General features: G+C 57.6%; 15 protein-coding genes. 3 read left to right on the top strand and 12 right to left on the bottom strand.

Going from position 1 to position 16,011, the window contains the following annotated elements; translation table 11 throughout:
- Positions 1-42 precede the first annotated feature (42 nt).
- The 7 genes from nuoF to DCL27_RS05120 all read right to left on the bottom strand — a co-directional run bounded on the left by nuoF (position 43) and on the right by DCL27_RS05120 (position 7,564).
- The gene (nuoF, locus tag DCL27_RS05150; RefSeq protein WP_005288230.1) at positions 43-1,389 is read right to left on the bottom strand and encodes an NADH-quinone oxidoreductase subunit NuoF; all 1,347 of its coding nucleotides are present in this window, start codon (positions 1,387-1,389) and stop codon (positions 43-45) included.
- Positions 1,386-1,886: an NADH-quinone oxidoreductase subunit NuoE gene (gene nuoE, locus DCL27_RS05145; protein WP_005288234.1), complete on the bottom strand. Its 501-nt coding sequence runs from the start codon at positions 1,884-1,886 to the stop codon at positions 1,386-1,388. Before nuoE ends, nuoF begins: the two co-directional genes overlap by 4 nt.
- Before the next feature lie 2 nt (positions 1,887-1,888).
- Complete coding sequence (nuoC, locus tag DCL27_RS05140) at positions 1,889-3,685, bottom strand: NADH-quinone oxidoreductase subunit C/D (RefSeq protein ID WP_005288236.1); 1,797 nt, start codon at positions 3,683-3,685, stop codon at positions 1,889-1,891.
- Between the two features lie 100 nt (positions 3,686-3,785).
- Positions 3,786-4,460 carry a NuoB/complex I 20 kDa subunit family protein gene (locus DCL27_RS05135; protein WP_005288239.1) on the bottom strand — a complete coding sequence of 225 codons (675 nt, stop codon included), beginning with the start codon at positions 4,458-4,460 and terminating at the stop codon, positions 3,786-3,788.
- 54 nt (positions 4,461-4,514) lie between these two features.
- The gene (locus DCL27_RS05130; RefSeq protein WP_228594479.1) at positions 4,515-4,955 is read right to left on the bottom strand and encodes an NADH-quinone oxidoreductase subunit A; all 441 of its coding nucleotides are present in this window, start codon (positions 4,953-4,955) and stop codon (positions 4,515-4,517) included.
- Positions 4,956-5,568: 613 nt separating this feature from the next.
- Positions 5,569-6,498: a LysR substrate-binding domain-containing protein gene (locus DCL27_RS05125; protein WP_035597219.1), complete on the bottom strand. Its 930-nt coding sequence runs from the start codon at positions 6,496-6,498 to the stop codon at positions 5,569-5,571.
- Positions 6,499-6,889: 391 nt separating this feature from the next.
- On the bottom strand, positions 6,890-7,564 hold the full coding sequence (locus DCL27_RS05120; RefSeq protein WP_035597221.1) for a TVP38/TMEM64 family protein: 675 nt from the start codon (positions 7,562-7,564) through the stop codon (positions 6,890-6,892).
- 142 nt (positions 7,565-7,706) lie between these two features.
- Between DCL27_RS05120 and DCL27_RS05115 the strand changes: the two genes are divergently transcribed.
- Complete coding sequence (locus tag DCL27_RS05115) at positions 7,707-8,999, top strand: rhodanese-like domain-containing protein (RefSeq protein ID WP_005288252.1); 1,293 nt, start codon at positions 7,707-7,709, stop codon at positions 8,997-8,999.
- A 7-nt stretch (positions 9,000-9,006) separates the two neighbouring features.
- Here DCL27_RS05115 and DCL27_RS05110 read toward each other — a convergent pair whose 3' ends face one another.
- Positions 9,007-9,645, bottom strand: coding sequence for a CDP-alcohol phosphatidyltransferase family protein (locus DCL27_RS05110; protein ID WP_035597224.1), 639 nt, complete (start codon positions 9,643-9,645; stop codon positions 9,007-9,009).
- Positions 9,638-10,222: a carboxymuconolactone decarboxylase family protein gene (locus DCL27_RS05105; RefSeq protein ID WP_035597227.1), complete on the bottom strand. Its 585-nt coding sequence runs from the start codon at positions 10,220-10,222 to the stop codon at positions 9,638-9,640. The genes DCL27_RS05110 and DCL27_RS05105 overlap by 8 nt, the downstream gene beginning before the upstream one ends.
- A gap of 279 nt (positions 10,223-10,501) precedes the next feature.
- Here DCL27_RS05105 and DCL27_RS05100 point away from each other — a divergent pair, with 279 nt between their 5' ends.
- Complete coding sequence (locus DCL27_RS05100) at positions 10,502-11,722, top strand: pyridoxal phosphate-dependent aminotransferase (RefSeq protein ID WP_005288261.1); 1,221 nt, start codon at positions 10,502-10,504, stop codon at positions 11,720-11,722.
- An 83-nt stretch (positions 11,723-11,805) separates the two neighbouring features.
- A complete protein-coding gene (yfbR, locus tag DCL27_RS05095) occupies positions 11,806-12,411 on the top strand; it encodes a 5'-deoxynucleotidase (RefSeq protein WP_005288262.1) in 606 nt (201 codons plus the stop codon).
- Between the two features lie 33 nt (positions 12,412-12,444).
- On the opposite strand, the gene DCL27_RS05090 is transcribed toward yfbR, so the two are convergent.
- From DCL27_RS05090 to DCL27_RS05080, 3 genes are all read right to left on the bottom strand, one after another.
- Positions 12,445-14,286 carry an SLC13 family permease gene (locus tag DCL27_RS05090; protein WP_005288266.1) on the bottom strand — a complete coding sequence of 614 codons (1,842 nt, stop codon included), beginning with the start codon at positions 14,284-14,286 and terminating at the stop codon, positions 12,445-12,447.
- A gap of 401 nt (positions 14,287-14,687) precedes the next feature.
- Complete coding sequence (locus DCL27_RS05085; RefSeq protein WP_005288269.1) at positions 14,688-15,347, bottom strand: sugar phosphatase; 660 nt, start codon at positions 15,345-15,347, stop codon at positions 14,688-14,690.
- A 30-nt stretch (positions 15,348-15,377) separates the two neighbouring features.
- Positions 15,378-15,872, bottom strand: coding sequence for a YfbU family protein (locus tag DCL27_RS05080; RefSeq protein ID WP_005288271.1), 495 nt, complete (start codon positions 15,870-15,872; stop codon positions 15,378-15,380).
- Between the last annotated feature and the right edge of the window lie 139 nt (positions 15,873-16,011).

Here is a 16,011-nt window from a genome sequence, read left to right as displayed (position 1 = left end):
GAAAACCTTATCCTGCCGCTCAAGTGCGGCGACAGGATGCAATTACCAGCGCGATTTCAGTAAGTTAGGCTGAATTCCGCGAATCGGATTGACGTTACCGACCGTCTCACGGGCGATGCCCGCCTCGAACTCGTCACGGAAATATTTAATCGCGCTCTGCAGCGGCTCTACCGCCCCAGGGGCATGGGCGCAGAAGGTATGGCCCGGCGCCAACAGGCGGCACAGCTGCTCAAGGGTTTCGATATCGCCCGGTTGTCCCTCGCCGCGTTCCAAGGCGCGCAGGATCTTCAGCCCCCACGGCAGCCCATCGCGGCATGGCGTACACCAACCACAGGACTCGCGAGCGAAGAATGACTCGAGGTTGCACAGCAGCGAGACCATGTTGACCTCATGGTCGACCGCCATCGCCAACGCGGTACCCAGGCGACTACCGGCCTTACCGATGCTGGCGAAATCCATCGGCAGATCCAGGTGTGCCTCGGTCAAAAAGTCGGTCCCCGCCCCGCCCGGCTGCCAGGCCTTCAGTTTCAAGCCATCGCGCATCCCGCCGGCGTAATCCTCCAGGATCTCGCGCGCGGTGGTGCCGAAGGGCAGCTCCCACAGGCCGGGGTTCTTCACCCGACCGGAGAAGCCCATCAGCTTGGTGCCCGCATCCTGACTCTTGCCCGCAGACAATCCCTGATACCAGGCGGCGCCGTGTTCGATAATCGCCGGCACGTTGCACAACGTCTCGACGTTATTGACGCAGGTCGGCTTGCCCCAGACACCAGCCGAGGCTGGGAACGGGGGCTTGGCACGCGGGTTGGCACGACGCCCCTCCAGCGAGTTGATCAGCGCCGTCTCCTCGCCACAGATGTAGCGCCCGGCGCCGGTGTGCACGAACAGATCGAAGTCAAAACCACTGCCGAGAATATTCTTGCCCAGCAACCCGGCCGCCCGTGCCTCCTCGATCGCGCGACGCAGATGATGCGCCGCCGCGACATATTCGCCACGCAGGAAGATGTAGCCACGATAGGCCTTCAGCGCATAGGCGCCGATCAGCATCCCCTCCACCAGCAGGTGCGGCAATTGCTCCATCAACAGTCGGTCTTTATAGGTACCCGGCTCCATCTCATCCGCGTTGCACAGCAGGTAACGGATGTTCATGCTTTCGTCTTTGGGCATCAGGCTCCACTTCAGACCGGTGGAGAAGCCCGCGCCGCCACGCCCTTTCAGGCCGGCGTCTTTAACCAGCGTCACCACCTCATCCTGCGCCATCCCTTTCAGGGCGCGCTCGGCGGCCTGGTAACCATTCTTGGCGCGATACTCATCCAGCCAGACCGGCTGTTTATCGTCGCGCAGGCGCCAGGTCAGCGGATGAGTCTCGGCGGTACGAATAATCTCTCTCATTTGTAACGCTCCAACAGTTCGATGGCGCGCTCAGGCGTCAGATGATCATGCAGATCCTCATCGATCATCATGTTCGGCCCCTTGTCGCAGTTGCCTAGGCAGCAGGTCGGCAACAGGGTAAAACGCCCATCGCACGTCGTCTCACCCGGCTGAATGTTCAGCGTCTGCTCCAGGGCGGCCTTGATCCCCTGATAGCCAGTGATGTGACACACCACACTGTCACAATAGCGCACGATGTGGCGCCCGACCGGCTGGCGGAAGATCTGGCTGTAGAATGTCGCCACCCCTTCCACGTCGGCGGCCGGGATACCCAGCACCTCGGCGATGGCGTCAATGGCCGCATCCGGCACCCAACCGTGCTCTTTCTGCACGATCTTCAACGCCTCGATCGAGGCGGCACGCGGATCTTCGTAGTGTTGGATCTCATGCTCAATCTCGGCGCGCGCGTTGTCGCTGAGCACGAAAACCGAATCCTTATCCAATACGTTTTCTGTCATGGTTAGCGGTCCACGTCTGACATAACAAAATCAATACTGCCGAGGTACACGATCAGGTCGGACACCAGACAGCCACGGATCACCGAGGGGATCTGCTGCAAATGCGCATAGCTCGGTGTACGGATACGCGTGCGATAACTCATGGTGCTGCCATCGCTGGTCAGGTAGTAGCTGTTGATCCCCTTGGTTGCCTCGACCATCTGGAATGACTCGTTGGCGGGCATCACCGGCCCCCAGGAGACCTGGAGGAAGTGGTTGATCAGGGTATCGATGTGCTGCAAGGTCCGCTCTTTCGGCGGCGGCGTGGTCAGCGGATGGTCGGCCTTGAACGGGCCCTCTGGCATGTTCTTCAGGCACTGGTGCAGAATACGTAGGCTCTGACGCACCTCCTCCACCTTCAGCATCACACGGTCATAGCAGTCACCGTTGCTGGCCGTCGGTACCTCAAACTCGAAGTTCTCATAGCCGGAATAGGGACGCCACTTGCGTACGTCGAAGGCGATACCGGTGGCGCGCAGGCCGGCGCCGGTGGTTCCCCAGGCCAGCGCGTCTTTCGCGCTATAGGCGGCCACGCCGACGGAACGCCCCTTCAGGATGGTGTTTTGCAACGCCGCCTTGACGTAGGAGTCCAGACGCTTCGGCATCCACTCCAGGAACTCGCGTAGCAGGCGATCCCACCCCTTGGGCAGGTCATGCGCCACACCACCGATGCGGAACCAGGCCGGATGCATACGGAAACCGGTGACGGCCTCGACGATGTCATAGATCTTCTGCCGATCGGTAAAGGCGAAGAAGACCGGCGTCATGGCGCCGACGTCCTGAATAAAGGTGGAGATATACAGCAGGTGGCTGTTGATGCGGAACAGCTCGGAGAGCATCACGCGGATCACCTTCACCCGCTCCGGCACCTCGATACCGGCCAGCTTCTCGACCGCCAAGACATAGGGCATCTCGTTGACGCAGCCGCCCAGATACTCGATACGATCGGTATAGGGGATGTAGCTGTGCCAAGACTGACGCTCCCCCATCTTCTCGGCGCCGCGATGGTGATAACCGATATCCGGTACACAATCGACGATGTCCTCCCCATCCAACTGCAACACGATGCGGAAAGCGCCGTGGGATGAGGGGTGGTTCGGCCCGAGGTTGAGGAACATGAAGTCTTCGTTCTCGGTACCGCGCTGCATGCCCCACTCTTCCGGACGGAACTTGAGCGACTCCATCTCCAGATCCTGCTTCTGCTTGGTCAGCTCGAAGGGATCGAATTCGGTGGCGCGTGCCGGGTAATCTTTACGCAGGGGGTGTCCCTGCCAGGTACGCGGCATCAGCAGGCGCGTCAGATGAGGGTGACCGTCGAAGGTGATGCCGAACAGGTCGAAGGTTTCCCGCTCATACCAGTTGGCATTGGGGAAGAGACGGGTCACCGTCGGCAGATGCAAGTCTTGCTCGGCCAGGGCGACCTTCAGCATGATGTCGCGGTTACGATCGATGGAGATCAGGTGGTAGAACACGGAGAAGTCCGCCGCCGGTAACCCCTGGCGATGGGTTCTCAGGCGCTCGTCCATGCCGTGCAGGTCGAACAGCATCACATAAGGCTTCGGCAACTGTTTCAGGAACGCCATCACCTCGAGCAACTGTTCACGCTTCACCCATACTACCGGCATGCCGGTTCGGGTTGGCTGGACGCTAAACGCCTCCGGCCCAAAGCGCTTGGTCAACTCCCCGATAACCGGATCGTCGAGATGGTCGTGGGTCTGCCACGCTGGCATCTCGCGATCGTGCGTCGTCGAATCTGTCATAATTTTTTATCACCACGCATTGAATGACACTTGCCACCGCGAGCGCGGGGCAAAACGGGCTAAATTCCAACGGCAAACGCGGCGGCCCGCCGCGCCGCGCTTAAATTTCGTCGGGAGTACGCAAGTTGGTTACCGCGATACGCTCCGCGCGCTTACGCTCGCGCTCGGACTGCATGTTGGCGCGGTAAACGCCCTGATCGCCCACCACCCAAGAGAGTGGGCGACGCTCTTGGCCGATCGACTCTTGCAGCAACATCAGCGCTTGCATGTACGCCTCGGGGCGCGGCGGGCAACCGGGGATATACACATCCACCGGGATAAACTTATCCACCCCTTGCACCACCGAATAGATGTCATACATACCGCCGGAGTTGGCACACGCACCCATAGAGATCACCCATTTCGGCTCCAGCATCTGTTCATACAGGCGCTGGATGACCGGAGCCATCTTGGTAAAGCAGGTGCCGGCGACCACCATAAAGTCCGCCTGACGCGGCGAGGCGCGCAACACTTCCGCACCAAAACGCGCCACGTCATGCACGGCAGTGAACGATGTCACCATTTCCACATAGCAGCAGGAGAGACCGAAGTTGTAGGGCCACAGCGAGTTTTTACGCCCCCAGTTGACCATATCGTGCAATGCATGATCGAGCTTGCCCATATAGACGCTACGGTGCACGTGTTGCTCTAAGGGATCGCCTACCACCTCCTGCTTCTGCAGCGGGTAGCGATCATTGTCACCATCAGGATCGATGCGCGTCAGCGTGTAATCCATCTTTGTTGCCTCGTATCTTGATAAAGCGGGTAAATCCTGGCGTCACGCCCAGCGTTACTGCGGACGCTTGTCGGTCATGACAATCGTACTTTCCTGTGTAATACGGCGCTTGGAGCGAGCGGGGGCCCAATCCAGGGCACCAATACGCACCAGATAAAAGAGACCGGCCAGCAATACCAAGATAAACAGGGTTGCCTCAGCAAACCCTAACCAACCGTTTTCACGCACAGAAACCGACCAGGCGTACAGATAGAGCGCCTCAACGTCGAAAATGACGAAGAACATGGCGACTAGGTAAAATTTGGCGGAGAGACGCAGACGAGCTGAACCGACCGAGTCGATACCGGATTCATAGGGAATATTTTTGGTACGCGCACGAGCCTTGCCTCCTAGCGCGTACGCCCCAAGCAGCATGAACCCACACAGTCCGAGAGCGACGAGGACAAAAACGGCGAATGCCCAATGCTGGGCGATAACTTCAGTGGCTGTTGACATACTCTATGCTTACTCATTTAACGCGGTATTTGCCGTAGCCGAATCGCTCCAGCAGGCAATGACCACAACGCCCAAGGGAGGGAAATCATCACGGAACGGGTGTGAATCAACCGATGCGCCCACCGACGCAGACGGCGTAATCCGTGTGTTTTACCCTTCTTGATAACCTTTTGTCAACATTGTCAATGTCAAATGCGACACGCGTTAACAAAAAATAAACATACGCCCTGATTTTTACACATTCAGACGTTGATAAGCAGTATAAAATACCCAATAAACGTGGCTGGAATGTAAAAAAACGTGAACGTATGGTTTCTACTATATCATTTATTGACGCTGTGCCTGTCCATAGGATGAGGTATCTGCGACATTTTTATGATCTAGCGCACATTTAATCGTGTGATGATATTAATAAAAAATCGGGGTTTATTTCAGGCGAAACGATGATGCACGCTTTTGCGCACTTTATTGATAATGATTTTTATTTGAGAAATAAAATAAAAATCGTGAGCAGAGAAAAGAGGGGAAAAAAGAATAAACCGGCGCAAAGCACCGGTAATATTCAATAAATTAATAATTTTATAGAATGATATATCGTTTCATTGATAAACATTCACGATAGATTAGCATCTAGCGGCGCGTTCAAGGCGGATGAAGCCGCCTCCAATGACGCGGTCCCTCCCTCACGCAGCGCATCGAACAACGCCTGAGCCAAAGGATTATGACATTCCGGCGCCAGACACAGGCTGTATTCAGTATCTGCCAGACGCGGCAGCCCGTCGGCCTCGCCCAAAACGCGTAACGACGAACTCATCATCTCGATCGGCCGCGCCGAGATCCCCAACCCCGCCTTCAATGCCGCCCGTAAGGCTGGCAAGGTCGTGGCGACATAGGCCAAACGCCAAGGCAGTCCCTGCGCATCCAAGGCGGCGGTCACCAGATCGCGATAAGCACTGGGCTCCTCCAGCACCACCAGATCTAACGGTGCGCCGGGGGTAAAGTCATAGTCGGTAGAACAAAACCAGACGGTCGGTGAACGACGCAACAACATCCCGGGTAACGCAGACTCGCGCCGCCCCGTGTAAATCGCCATGTCGGCGTCATTATTTAGCAACATGAGGCGAATGTCGGCGTTACGCTGCATGCGCACATCGATCGCCAGTTTAGGATAAAGTGCAGTAAAGCGGCCGAGCAGTTGCGGCAAAATGCTGTCCGCACTGTCATCGGTCGCGCCGATGACCAACGTTCCTTGCAGATGGTCGTTGATCAAGGAATGGCAAGCTTCGTCGTTAAAACGCAAGATCTTGCGGGCATAACTCAATAACTGGACGCCATGTTCCGTCAGATATTTATTGCGTCCCTGGCGGGCGAATAGCTCTTTTCCCACCAACTGCTCCAGACGCTGCATCTGCTGGCTCACGGCCGATTGGGTGCGTTGTACACAGGTTGCGGCGGCGGCGAACGTTTTCACGTCCGCTACGGCGACAAAGGTGCGTAGTAAATCCAAATCCAGATTAATGGGGGGACGTGGTCCGTTGCTCATATCTTTTCTCGTTATAAATCAAAAATAATTTACCCTGGCATTCTCGACAATAGGACAATCTTTAAGGTTAAGATTAGCCCGACTAGGGATTACAATAATTCACCTAAATCCCTAGCTAACAGAACGATAAAGATCACGCTACGTTATCAATAATTATGGCTGAAAATGACAAAGAAAACATAGGGGCAATCAAATACTTTTTTGCTGCAAAATACTACAAAGCATCGTGAGCATGACCCACGGAATGTAATTAATATTATGATATTAAAGAGTTTTTCTTTTTTGGCAGATTCAGCAGAATGAAAGCTTCGCCTATAGCGAACAGTTAAGAAAAGCTAATGCGATCCATGTAAGCGATATCCTTTGAATGGTCAAGAAATATTAATTTAAATTAATCATTAGCCGTTGGCTTATGTTTAATTGCGTAAATCATAATGCTTATTGCCGATAATACCAATAAGCCACAGATTATCATCTGCAAACTCCCGCTCAACATCGCACCAACATAGGAATAAATCAGCGTCGCAGGGAGCTGGCCGATAGCGGTCGCCAACAGAAACTCGCCGAAGCCCATCGCGGTCAGACCGGCGGCATAGCTCACCGCATCGAAAGAGACGAAAGGCAACAAGCGACAAATCAACACGGTATAACGGCCATAACGCTGAAAGAAGCGGTCACAACGCCGCAAGGTTTGCGGCGCAATCCAACGCGCTAAGGCATCGCGCCCTAATAGCCGCGCTAACGCGAAACAGATGGCGGCGGCCACCGTGGCACTAAACCAGGAGAGCAAGGCGCCCTGCCACCAACCAAACAGGGCGGCGTTAGCCAAGGTGATGACGAAGGCAGGCAAGGGAGCCGCCAACGCCTGAAAAAGCATCAGGAAAAAAGAGACCACCATCGCCCAGGGGCCGAAGCTGCGCAGATAATTGAGCAGGGCGTCGATATCCAACGACGCGAGGAGTTGCCAGATCTGCGCCAGTGGTTGGCGCAGGGCGATCCCGGCGCCCAGCAGCAACGCCGCGACCAGCGCCAGCACGATGACCCGCCCTTTCATACCGTTCGACATCGCCTCTCCCCGTCTCTCTCTCGACTAAACCGACCGCAAAGTGCCACCCGCGCCAGCCTACCCGGCCAACGACTGTGCGTTTGGCGCGGTTTGGTGTAGCATCGCCCACTCTCGCGCACTTTTGTATGATGGATAATGGTGTATGAAACCGCTCTTTGCACTGCTCACCACCCTATGGCTAGCCCTCTCGCTGAACGCTAACGCCGCCAGCCAGCCATTGCCGCTCACCGCCCTCCAGGCGCAACAGGGGATCATCATCGATACCCGCCCCAGCGCCTTCTATAATGGCTGGCCCGCGCAGGGCCGCTCCGGCCACGAACCCGGTGCCCTGAATCTGGCCGCCAGCTGGTTACCGCTGATGGATGACGACCAACTGCGCCAGTGGGCCGACACTCACCATATCACGCCACAGCAAACCTTGGCGCTATATGGTAGTCCTACCGAAATCAACGCCGTGACACAACGCCTCACTCAGCTTGGCTTCCCACATGTCACCACGCTGAGCGACGCCTTGACACAGCCAGCACGTCTGCAACGCCTGGCGCATTATGAGCAGTTGGTCTATCCCCAGTGGATCGCCGATCTCCAGCAAGGCAAGGCGGTCGCCAACGCGCCGCACGGCAAGTGGAAACTGTTCGAAGCCGCCTGGGGCGCGCCGAAGCAGTACCTGCTCAGTCATATCCCCGGAGCCGGTTACATCGACACCAATACGGTAGAGAGCGAACCGCTGTGGAATAAAGTCTCCGATGCCCAATTAAAGGCGTTATTGGCGAAGCAAGGTATTCGCCATGATACCACCGTGATCCTCTATGGCCGCGACGTCTACGCCGCCGCGCGCGTCGCCCAGATCTTACTGTATGCCGGCGTGCAAGACGTCCGGCTGTTAGACGGCGGCTTTCAGACCTGGCAACAGGCCGATCTGCCGGTCGAACGCGGCCTCCCCGCCGATCAGAAACCCGCCGCAGACTTCGGCGCACCGTTACCCGGCGCACCGCAGTTGATGCTATCCACCGCCCAGGCCCGCCAACTGTTAGGGCGCGATGACGCCTCCCTGGTCAGCATCCGCTCCTGGCCGGAGTTCATCGGTACTACCAGCGGCTATAGCTACATCAAGCCCAAGGGTGAGATCGCCGGGGCTCGCTGGGGCCACGCCGGTAGCGATGCCACCCATATGGAAGACTTCCATAATCCTGACGGTACCATGCGCTCAGCGGATGATATCGCCGCCATGTGGCGCACCTGGCATATCACCCCGAACCAACAGGTCGCCTTCTATTGCGGCACCGGCTGGCGCGCTTCCGAGGCCTTCATGTATGCCCGCGCCATGGGTTGGCCGCATATCGGCGTCTACGACGGCGGCTGGTACGAATGGTCCGCTAATCCGGCCAATCCGGAAGTACGCGGCGCACGCGGCCCGCAGAGCAGTTGGCACTGATCGCTCGCTACAGCGAGGAAGCGCCCTCCCCCTGCGCCACACGGCGCAGGGTGTGATACCCCCCCCAGATCCGTGTCAGGGTCGTAAACCAGCACAAGGCGCCGAACAGCCAGGCTAATGGCGCAAACAGGGTCGGCCAGAGACAGAACGCCACGAATAAGGCGATGGTCTCCGTCCCCTCCGTCAAGCCGCCTAAGTAATAGAATGACTTATGCGGATAAGCCAGCGCCTCCAAGCGGTGTTTCTGTGCCAAGGCGGCGAAGGCCAAGAAGCTGCTACCGGTGCCGATGAAGGCACACAGCAGCCAGGCGCCCGGCAAGGCGTTATTCGTCGGATCCGCCAGGACAAAGCCCAACGGCACCAAGGCATAGAAGAGAAAGTCGAGGGAAATGTCCAGGAATCCCCCGGCGTCGCTTAGCCCTTGCCGACGCGCTAACGCACCATCTAGGCCGTCGCATAATCGGTTTAGCCCTACCGCCAATAGCGCCGCACCGTACTGCTGCATCGCCAGCAACGGCAGTGCCAACACGCCGAGAGCAAAGCCGCCCAGCGTCAGATGGTCGGCACGCAGGCCACGACGATCCAACCCCTGAGCCAGCCGGGCCAGCACAGGTTTCAACGGTGGGTGTAGATAACGATCAAGCATCCTCTCTCCCGGAACCTTCAGTCGGTGGGGTACACAAGCCTTGTGCGGGAATAGCCAGCGCGGCGTTAAAGCGCGCCGAGAGATTCTGGAACGCCACCAGCGCCGTCAGCTCCGTCAGGGCGCGATCATCGAAATGCTGGCGCAACGCCTGTTGCAATGCCGGCGTGACCTGCGGCGGCGTCTCACTCACCGCATCCGCGTAAGCCAACGCCGCCCGTTCGGCGTCATCGAAACAGTCGGCCTGCTGCCAGTCGGCTACCGCCAAGACCTTCTCCAGCGATCCACTACGTTGTGCCAGCCGTAGGCTATTGGCATCGATGCAGAAGGCACAATCGCAACGTTGCGAGACCCGGGTCATCACCAGGGCACGCAGGCTGGGGGCCAACGTGGATTGACGACGCTCAAGGTAACCGACAAACAGGGCGATCAGCCAGAACAGGCGGGGAAAGCGCCCCCACCAGCGGACAGGATTCAGCACGGCCCCATAATGGCGCCGTTGCAGGTGCAACAGGGGAGCCAGACTAAGCGGCAGACGTGACAACGGCGCCACCCACGGCGCCTGACTTGATTTTTTCACCCGATTCACCCTCTCCTGTTATCTCAACTTTACGTAACGCGATGCCACAACCAAGATTAAAATCTATATTTATTTATTTTTTTAGTTAAATTTCCCACAAAAAAGCACTAATCCCATTTTTTTTGCTAAGTATTATGGCCAAATAATACTGTTTTGCACTAAAAACAGGCATCTATCTTCTAAAGCCCGATCGTGGGGAGTACAGTATTTTGATTGCCGTGTCAGTAAGGACACCGATCCGTCAGCGGCAACGCTGAATCAAATTAAGGCCATTGTGTTATGTCTCCGATTGAAAAATCCCATAAGCTGGACCACGTCTGTTACGACATTCGCGGCCCGGTACTGAAAGAAGCCAAACGTCTGGAAGAAGAAGGTAACAAAGTCCTCAAACTGAATATTGGCAACCCGGCCCCCTTCGGCTTCGAAGCCCCGGATGAAATCCTGGTCGACGTGATCCGTAATCTACCGACGGCACAGGGGTACAGCGATTCTAAGGGACTCTACTCGGCGCGTAAGGCCATTATGCAACACTATCAGGCCCGCGACATCCATGACGTCACCGTCGAAGACATTTACATCGGTAACGGCGTTTCCGAGCTGATCGTGCAGTCCATGCAGGCCCTACTCAACAGCAACGACGAGATGTTGGTGCCGGCGCCCGACTATCCGTTATGGACCGCCGCCGTCGCGCTCTCCGGCGGCCACGCCGTCCATTACCGCTGTGATGAGCAGGCGGACTGGTTCCCGGACATCGATGATATCCGCAGCAAGATTACCCCACGCACCCGTGGCATCGTCATCATCAACCCCAACAACCCGACCGGCGCCGTCTACAGTAAGGCGTTGCTCGAGCAGATCGTGGATCTGGCGCGAGAACACAACCTGATCATCTTCGCCGATGAGATCTACGACAAGATCCTGTATGACGATGCCGAACACATCTCCATCGCCTCGCTGGCGCCGGATCTGCTGGTGATCACCTTCAACGGCCTGTCGAAGACCTACCGTGTCGCCGGCTTCCGCCAGGGCTGGATGGTGCTTAGCGGGCCGAAGAAGCATGCCAAGGGCTATATCGAAGGATTGGAGATGCTGGCCTCCATGCGTCTGTGCGCCAACGTGCCGATGCAACACGCCATCCAAACCGCGTTAGGCGGTTACCAGAGCATCAGCGAATTTATCTGCCCCGGCGGCCGCCTGTACGAACAGCGCAATCGCGCCTGGGAGCTGATCAACCAGATCCCCGGGCTCTCCTGCGTCAAACCGCGCGGCGCGCTGTATATGTTCCCCAAAGTCGACGCCAAGCGTTTTAACATCCACAACGATCAGAAGATGGTGCTGGATCTGCTGCTACAGGAGAAAGTCCTGCTGGTACAGGGCACCGCCTTCAACTGGCCGGAACCCGACCATTTCCGCATCGTCACCCTGCCCCGGGTCGATGAACTGGATAGCGCGATCCACAAGTTGGGCCGCTTCCTGGCCAACTATCATCAGAAATACTGATCTCCGACGGCGCCGACGGGCGCCGCTCGCTTTTTTGGCGCATAATGGCAACATCCTCTCACTGCGACAGGCATAACCGCGCCATGAGTTCTACCCAGAGTCATTTCTTCGCCCATTTGGCACGTCTGAAACTGATCAGCCGTTGGCCATTGATGCGCAACGTGCGCACCGAAAACGTCTCCGAACACAGCCTCCAGGTCGCCTTTGTCGCCCATGCCCTGGCGATCATCAAGAACCGTAAGTTCGGCGGCGAGGTTGACGCAGAGCGCGTAGCGTTACAAGCGATGTACCACGACGCCAGCGAGGTCCTCACCGGCGATCTACCGACGCCGATCAAGTACTACAATCCGCAGATCGCCCACGAATATAAGAAGATCGAGGCGGTGGCGCAGCAGAAACTGCTGGCCATGCTACCCGCCGAATTACGCCAAGATTTTCTGCCACTGATCGACGAGCACCACTACCCAGAGGCGGAGCGGCAGATCATCAAGCAGGCCGACGCCTTGTGCGCCTACCTCAAGTGTCTGGAGGAGCTCTCCGCCGGCAATCAAGAGTTTCTGCTGGCCAAGGCGCGCCTCGAGAAAACCTTAGCGGAACGCCATAGCCCAGAGATGGACTACTTCATGGCGGTGTTCGTCCCCAGCTTCACCCTATCGTTGGATGAGATCAGCCAAGACACCCCGCTATAAAGCCAAAGCGCCCCCGCCGAAGCGGGGGCACACTCAGAATGGGAACAACCAGGGCACCACCGCCACGCTGACCAACATTACCAACACGGTGAAGGGGACGCCGACGCGGACAAAGTCGCCGAAACGGTAGTTACCCGGTCCGAGCACCAAGGTGTTCACCGGTGACGAGACTGGGGTCATAAAGGCGGCCGAGGCGGAGATGGCGATGATAATGGCGAAGGGATAAGGCGACATCTGCAACTCTCGCGCCACCGCGATGGCGATGGGCGCCATCAACACGGCGGTGGCGGTGTTGGAAATAAACAGCCCGATCACCGCACACAACACGAAGAGACAACCGAGGATACCGCGCGGCCCCAGGCCACCGACGGCGTCGGTCAAGCCACGCACCGCCAGCTCGATACCACCGGTCTTCTGCAATGCCAAGGCAAACGGCAGCATACCGACGATCAAGATCAGACTGGGCCAATGGATCGCCTTATAGGCGCTCTCCATATCGATACAGCGAAACTTCCCCATCAGCAGACAGGCGATCAGGGCGGCGATGACGTTAGGGATCTCCGCCGTGAGCATCATGGCGATCATCAGCGCCAGGCAGAACAGGGCGTGAGGCGCTTGCGAGAGCGCCGGGACTTCGTCATCCACCTCCGCAGGCAGGCTCAGCACCACGAAGTTACGCGCATTTTGCTGCAGCTGGCGCAACTGGCGGATCTGACGCCAACTGCCGATCACCAGCAGAATGTCCCCCATCTGCAAGGGTTCATCCACCAGCTTCCCTGCCAACGCGTCGCCGTTACGCCGAATGCCGACCACATTGAGGCCATAGCGGGTCCGAAACGTCACCTCGCGCAGGGTCTTGCCGATCACCTCGGCCTCCGGCACCAGTGTCACTTCGGCCATGCCGACATCGCGCGCCTGCTCCGAAAAATACTCGCCGCGCAACACCATCGGTTCCAACAGCTGCTCGGCGCAAAATGTGCGCACGTCTACCTCGGGATCGGACATGTCGATCAGCAACACATCGCGCGCCTTCAACTCCGTGTCGCCAAAGGCGCTGACCATCACCCGGCGGAACTTACGCCAGCGTTCGATCCCCACCACATTGGCGCCATAACGCGCGCGGAGATGCAACTCATCCAGGGTATGACCAATCAACGGAGAGCCGTGGCGTAACGCCAGGCGGCGGGCACGTCCCGCCAAGCGATAGTCGCGGATCAGATCGCGGAAGGTCCGCCGCTGCCAGTTCTCTTTATGGGGGGATTGCGTGGCGGCGCCCAACCAACGGCGCACCACCAACATATAGCCGATGCCTAACAGCAGCACGATCACCCCAATCGGCGTGACACTGAAGAAGCGTAAGCCGGAAAGCCCCTCACGCACCAACTCACTGCTGACGATCATGTTGGGGGGCGTGGCCACTAGGGTCATCATGCCGCTGATCAATCCGGCGAAGCTCAGCGGCATCATCAGACGCCCCGGCGCGGTCTTCATGCGTGCCGCCACGCTTAACACCACCGGAATAAAGATCGCCACCACCCCGGTCGAGCTCATCACCGCCCCCAGCGCGGCGACCGTCGCCATCAGCAGCACCAGCATCTTGGCCTCGCTGTCGCCGGCCACCCGCATCAACCATTCGCCGACCTGGTAGGCGACACCGGTACGCACCAAGCCATCGCCGATCACAAATAACGCGGCGATCAACAACACGTTGGGATCACTGAAGCCCGCCGTCGCCTCGGCCAGCGTCAACGTCCCGCTCAACACGAACGCCACGATAATCAGCAAGGCGACGACATCCATACGCAGCCGGTTGGTAGCGAACAAAATGATGGCGACCACCAGCAAGCTCAAAACCCACACTAACTGACCGTTCACGGGCTCTCCCTATTACACATCCCTCTCCTGCCGCTTTTCCCCGGTGACGCGGGGCATATCCATTAACCATGGATAACACAAACGGGTTAGCTGTTATTCACTATGCCATAAAATAACCGAGGGATGCAGGGGGGATTTTATCCACAGCCCCGCTTCCCTCGCCGATGCGATGGCGTGACAAGGGCGAAGGATGAGCGCACCGGGCAGGCGCTGAGGGTGCTCGGCTAAGTGATCGGCGTTCGAGCGGACCGTCATTGGATGGCTAGGCGACCCGGCAGACGCGAGTAATGTGTGAAGAATCGGCGAGGCGGAGGGGCGCGAAGAGATAGGGATGAACACGATATAAAGGGTGGCGCAGCGCAACACGTCGCTTCGCCACCCAGAGAAGTCAGCTGAACGGCTTAATCCTGCGCCACGACGATCTCGGCCTCATCGCCGACACGGGTCACGGTAATCGGCGCCAGGCTAGACAATACCAACGTCGCCTTATCCAGCTTAGGGGTCTCTGCCGGCGCATTGACGGCGATCACCTGACAACCGGCGGTTAAGCCGGCCAAGATCCCGGCGGGCGCATCCTCGACCACCGCGCAGGCGCCCGGTGCGAGTCCCAGTTTCTGTGCGCCTAATAGATAGGCATCCGGCTCCGGTTTGCCACGCTGCACCTGCTCGGCGGTAATGAATACCGCCGGCTTGGGCAAACCCGCCGCCTTACAGCGCGCATAGGCGACCGGCACTGATCCGGAGGTGACGATCCCCCAGGGGAGTTGCAACGCCTGCAGTGTGGCGATCAACTCGGCGGCGCCAGGCATGGCGACGACCCCCTCGGTATCACGCGACTCCAGCTCCTCCAGCCACTCAAACTCCTCCTGTAAACGCGCTGCATCGGCATCCGGCATAAAATGGCGCAGGGAGGTGATCGCCTGTTTGCCATGAATAAACGCCAGAACTTGCTGAGGATTGATCCCTTGACGCTTGGCCCAGTTAATCCACGAACGTTCCACCACCGGCAATGAATCCACCAGGGTTCCATCGAGGTCAAACAAAAAACCTTTACACTTCACGGGTACTCCTCATAGCAAAATCAGCCGGCGTTACGCATTCAGGATTTGCGTAATCTCCACGGCGCTTAAATGGTACTGGCGCGGACAGGCATGCCAAACGGCCAGCATGCGCAGATACTTCTCCCACATCTTGGTTTGGGCATTGAAGCCATGTGAACCGCAATCGAAATGGGTATAGCGCCCTTCGGTATTGACCAGGAAACGGACATAGCTCAGATAACGCGCCTCTGTCGCCGCATCAAATCCTAAGAACTCCAGGCGGCGGGCATCGATATCTTGACGCTCCTTCAGGTTATTGTAAGAGACTTGCAGCGCATGATGCATCTCCATTATGTCGATGATGCTGCGGCAGGTCTCTTCCGGCAACTCGCCGAAGTCGCGATCGAGCTCACGCAACTGCAGGCCGAATCCCCGTTCGATGATGGTTTGCAGGCGGCGATAACGCTCGGCATTGTCCGGATCCAACATCGACATCATCTTATACTGATTAGAGAGGATCAGGCGTTGTGCATTGGTCATTTCCATCTTTATTGTCCTTATTGGCCGACGACGGCCAGAGTTACCATAATCGTTGCTTGCCGTTCAGCATGACATATTGCCCTATTGACCAACAGAGCAATAAAAGATGTTTTTTGATCTTAACTGGGGTTCGCCACAATAAAAG

It is taken from the genome of Edwardsiella tarda ATCC 15947 = NBRC 105688 (genome assembly GCF_003113495.2).
Taxonomy (GTDB): Bacteria; Pseudomonadota; Gammaproteobacteria; order Enterobacterales; family Enterobacteriaceae; genus Edwardsiella; species Edwardsiella tarda.
This window is presented reverse-complemented; position numbering and strand designations above follow the sequence as displayed.

What these genes read in the sequence shown, in the direction of transcription:
- nuoF (WP_005288230.1), bottom strand. Translation starts at nt 1,389, where the DNA reads ATGAGAGAGATTATTCGTACCGCCGAGACTCATCCGCTGACCTGGCGC.
- nuoE (WP_005288234.1), bottom strand. Translation starts at nt 1,886, where the DNA reads ATGACAGAAAACGTATTGGATAAGGATTCGGTTTTCGTGCTCAGCGAC.
- nuoC (WP_005288236.1), bottom strand. Translation starts at nt 3,685, where the DNA reads ATGACAGATTCGACGACGCACGATCGCGAGATGCCAGCGTGGCAGACC.
- DCL27_RS05135 (WP_005288239.1), bottom strand. Translation starts at nt 4,460, where the DNA reads ATGGATTACACGCTGACGCGCATCGATCCTGATGGTGACAATGATCGC.
- DCL27_RS05130 (WP_228594479.1), bottom strand. Translation starts at nt 4,955, where the DNA reads ATGTCAACAGCCACTGAAGTTATCGCCCAGCATTGGGCATTCGCCGTT.
- DCL27_RS05125 (WP_035597219.1), bottom strand. Translation starts at nt 6,498, where the DNA reads ATGAGCAACGGACCACGTCCCCCCATTAATCTGGATTTGGATTTACTA.
- DCL27_RS05120 (WP_035597221.1), bottom strand. Translation starts at nt 7,564, where the DNA reads ATGTCGAACGGTATGAAAGGGCGGGTCATCGTGCTGGCGCTGGTCGCG.
- DCL27_RS05115 (WP_005288252.1), top strand. Translation starts at nt 7,707, where the DNA reads ATGAAACCGCTCTTTGCACTGCTCACCACCCTATGGCTAGCCCTCTCG.
- DCL27_RS05110 (WP_035597224.1), bottom strand. Translation starts at nt 9,645, where the DNA reads ATGCTTGATCGTTATCTACACCCACCGTTGAAACCTGTGCTGGCCCGG.
- DCL27_RS05100 (WP_005288261.1), top strand. Translation starts at nt 10,502, where the DNA reads ATGTCTCCGATTGAAAAATCCCATAAGCTGGACCACGTCTGTTACGAC.
- yfbR (WP_005288262.1), top strand. Translation starts at nt 11,806, where the DNA reads ATGAGTTCTACCCAGAGTCATTTCTTCGCCCATTTGGCACGTCTGAAA.
- DCL27_RS05080 (WP_005288271.1), bottom strand. Translation starts at nt 15,872, where the DNA reads ATGGAAATGACCAATGCACAACGCCTGATCCTCTCTAATCAGTATAAG.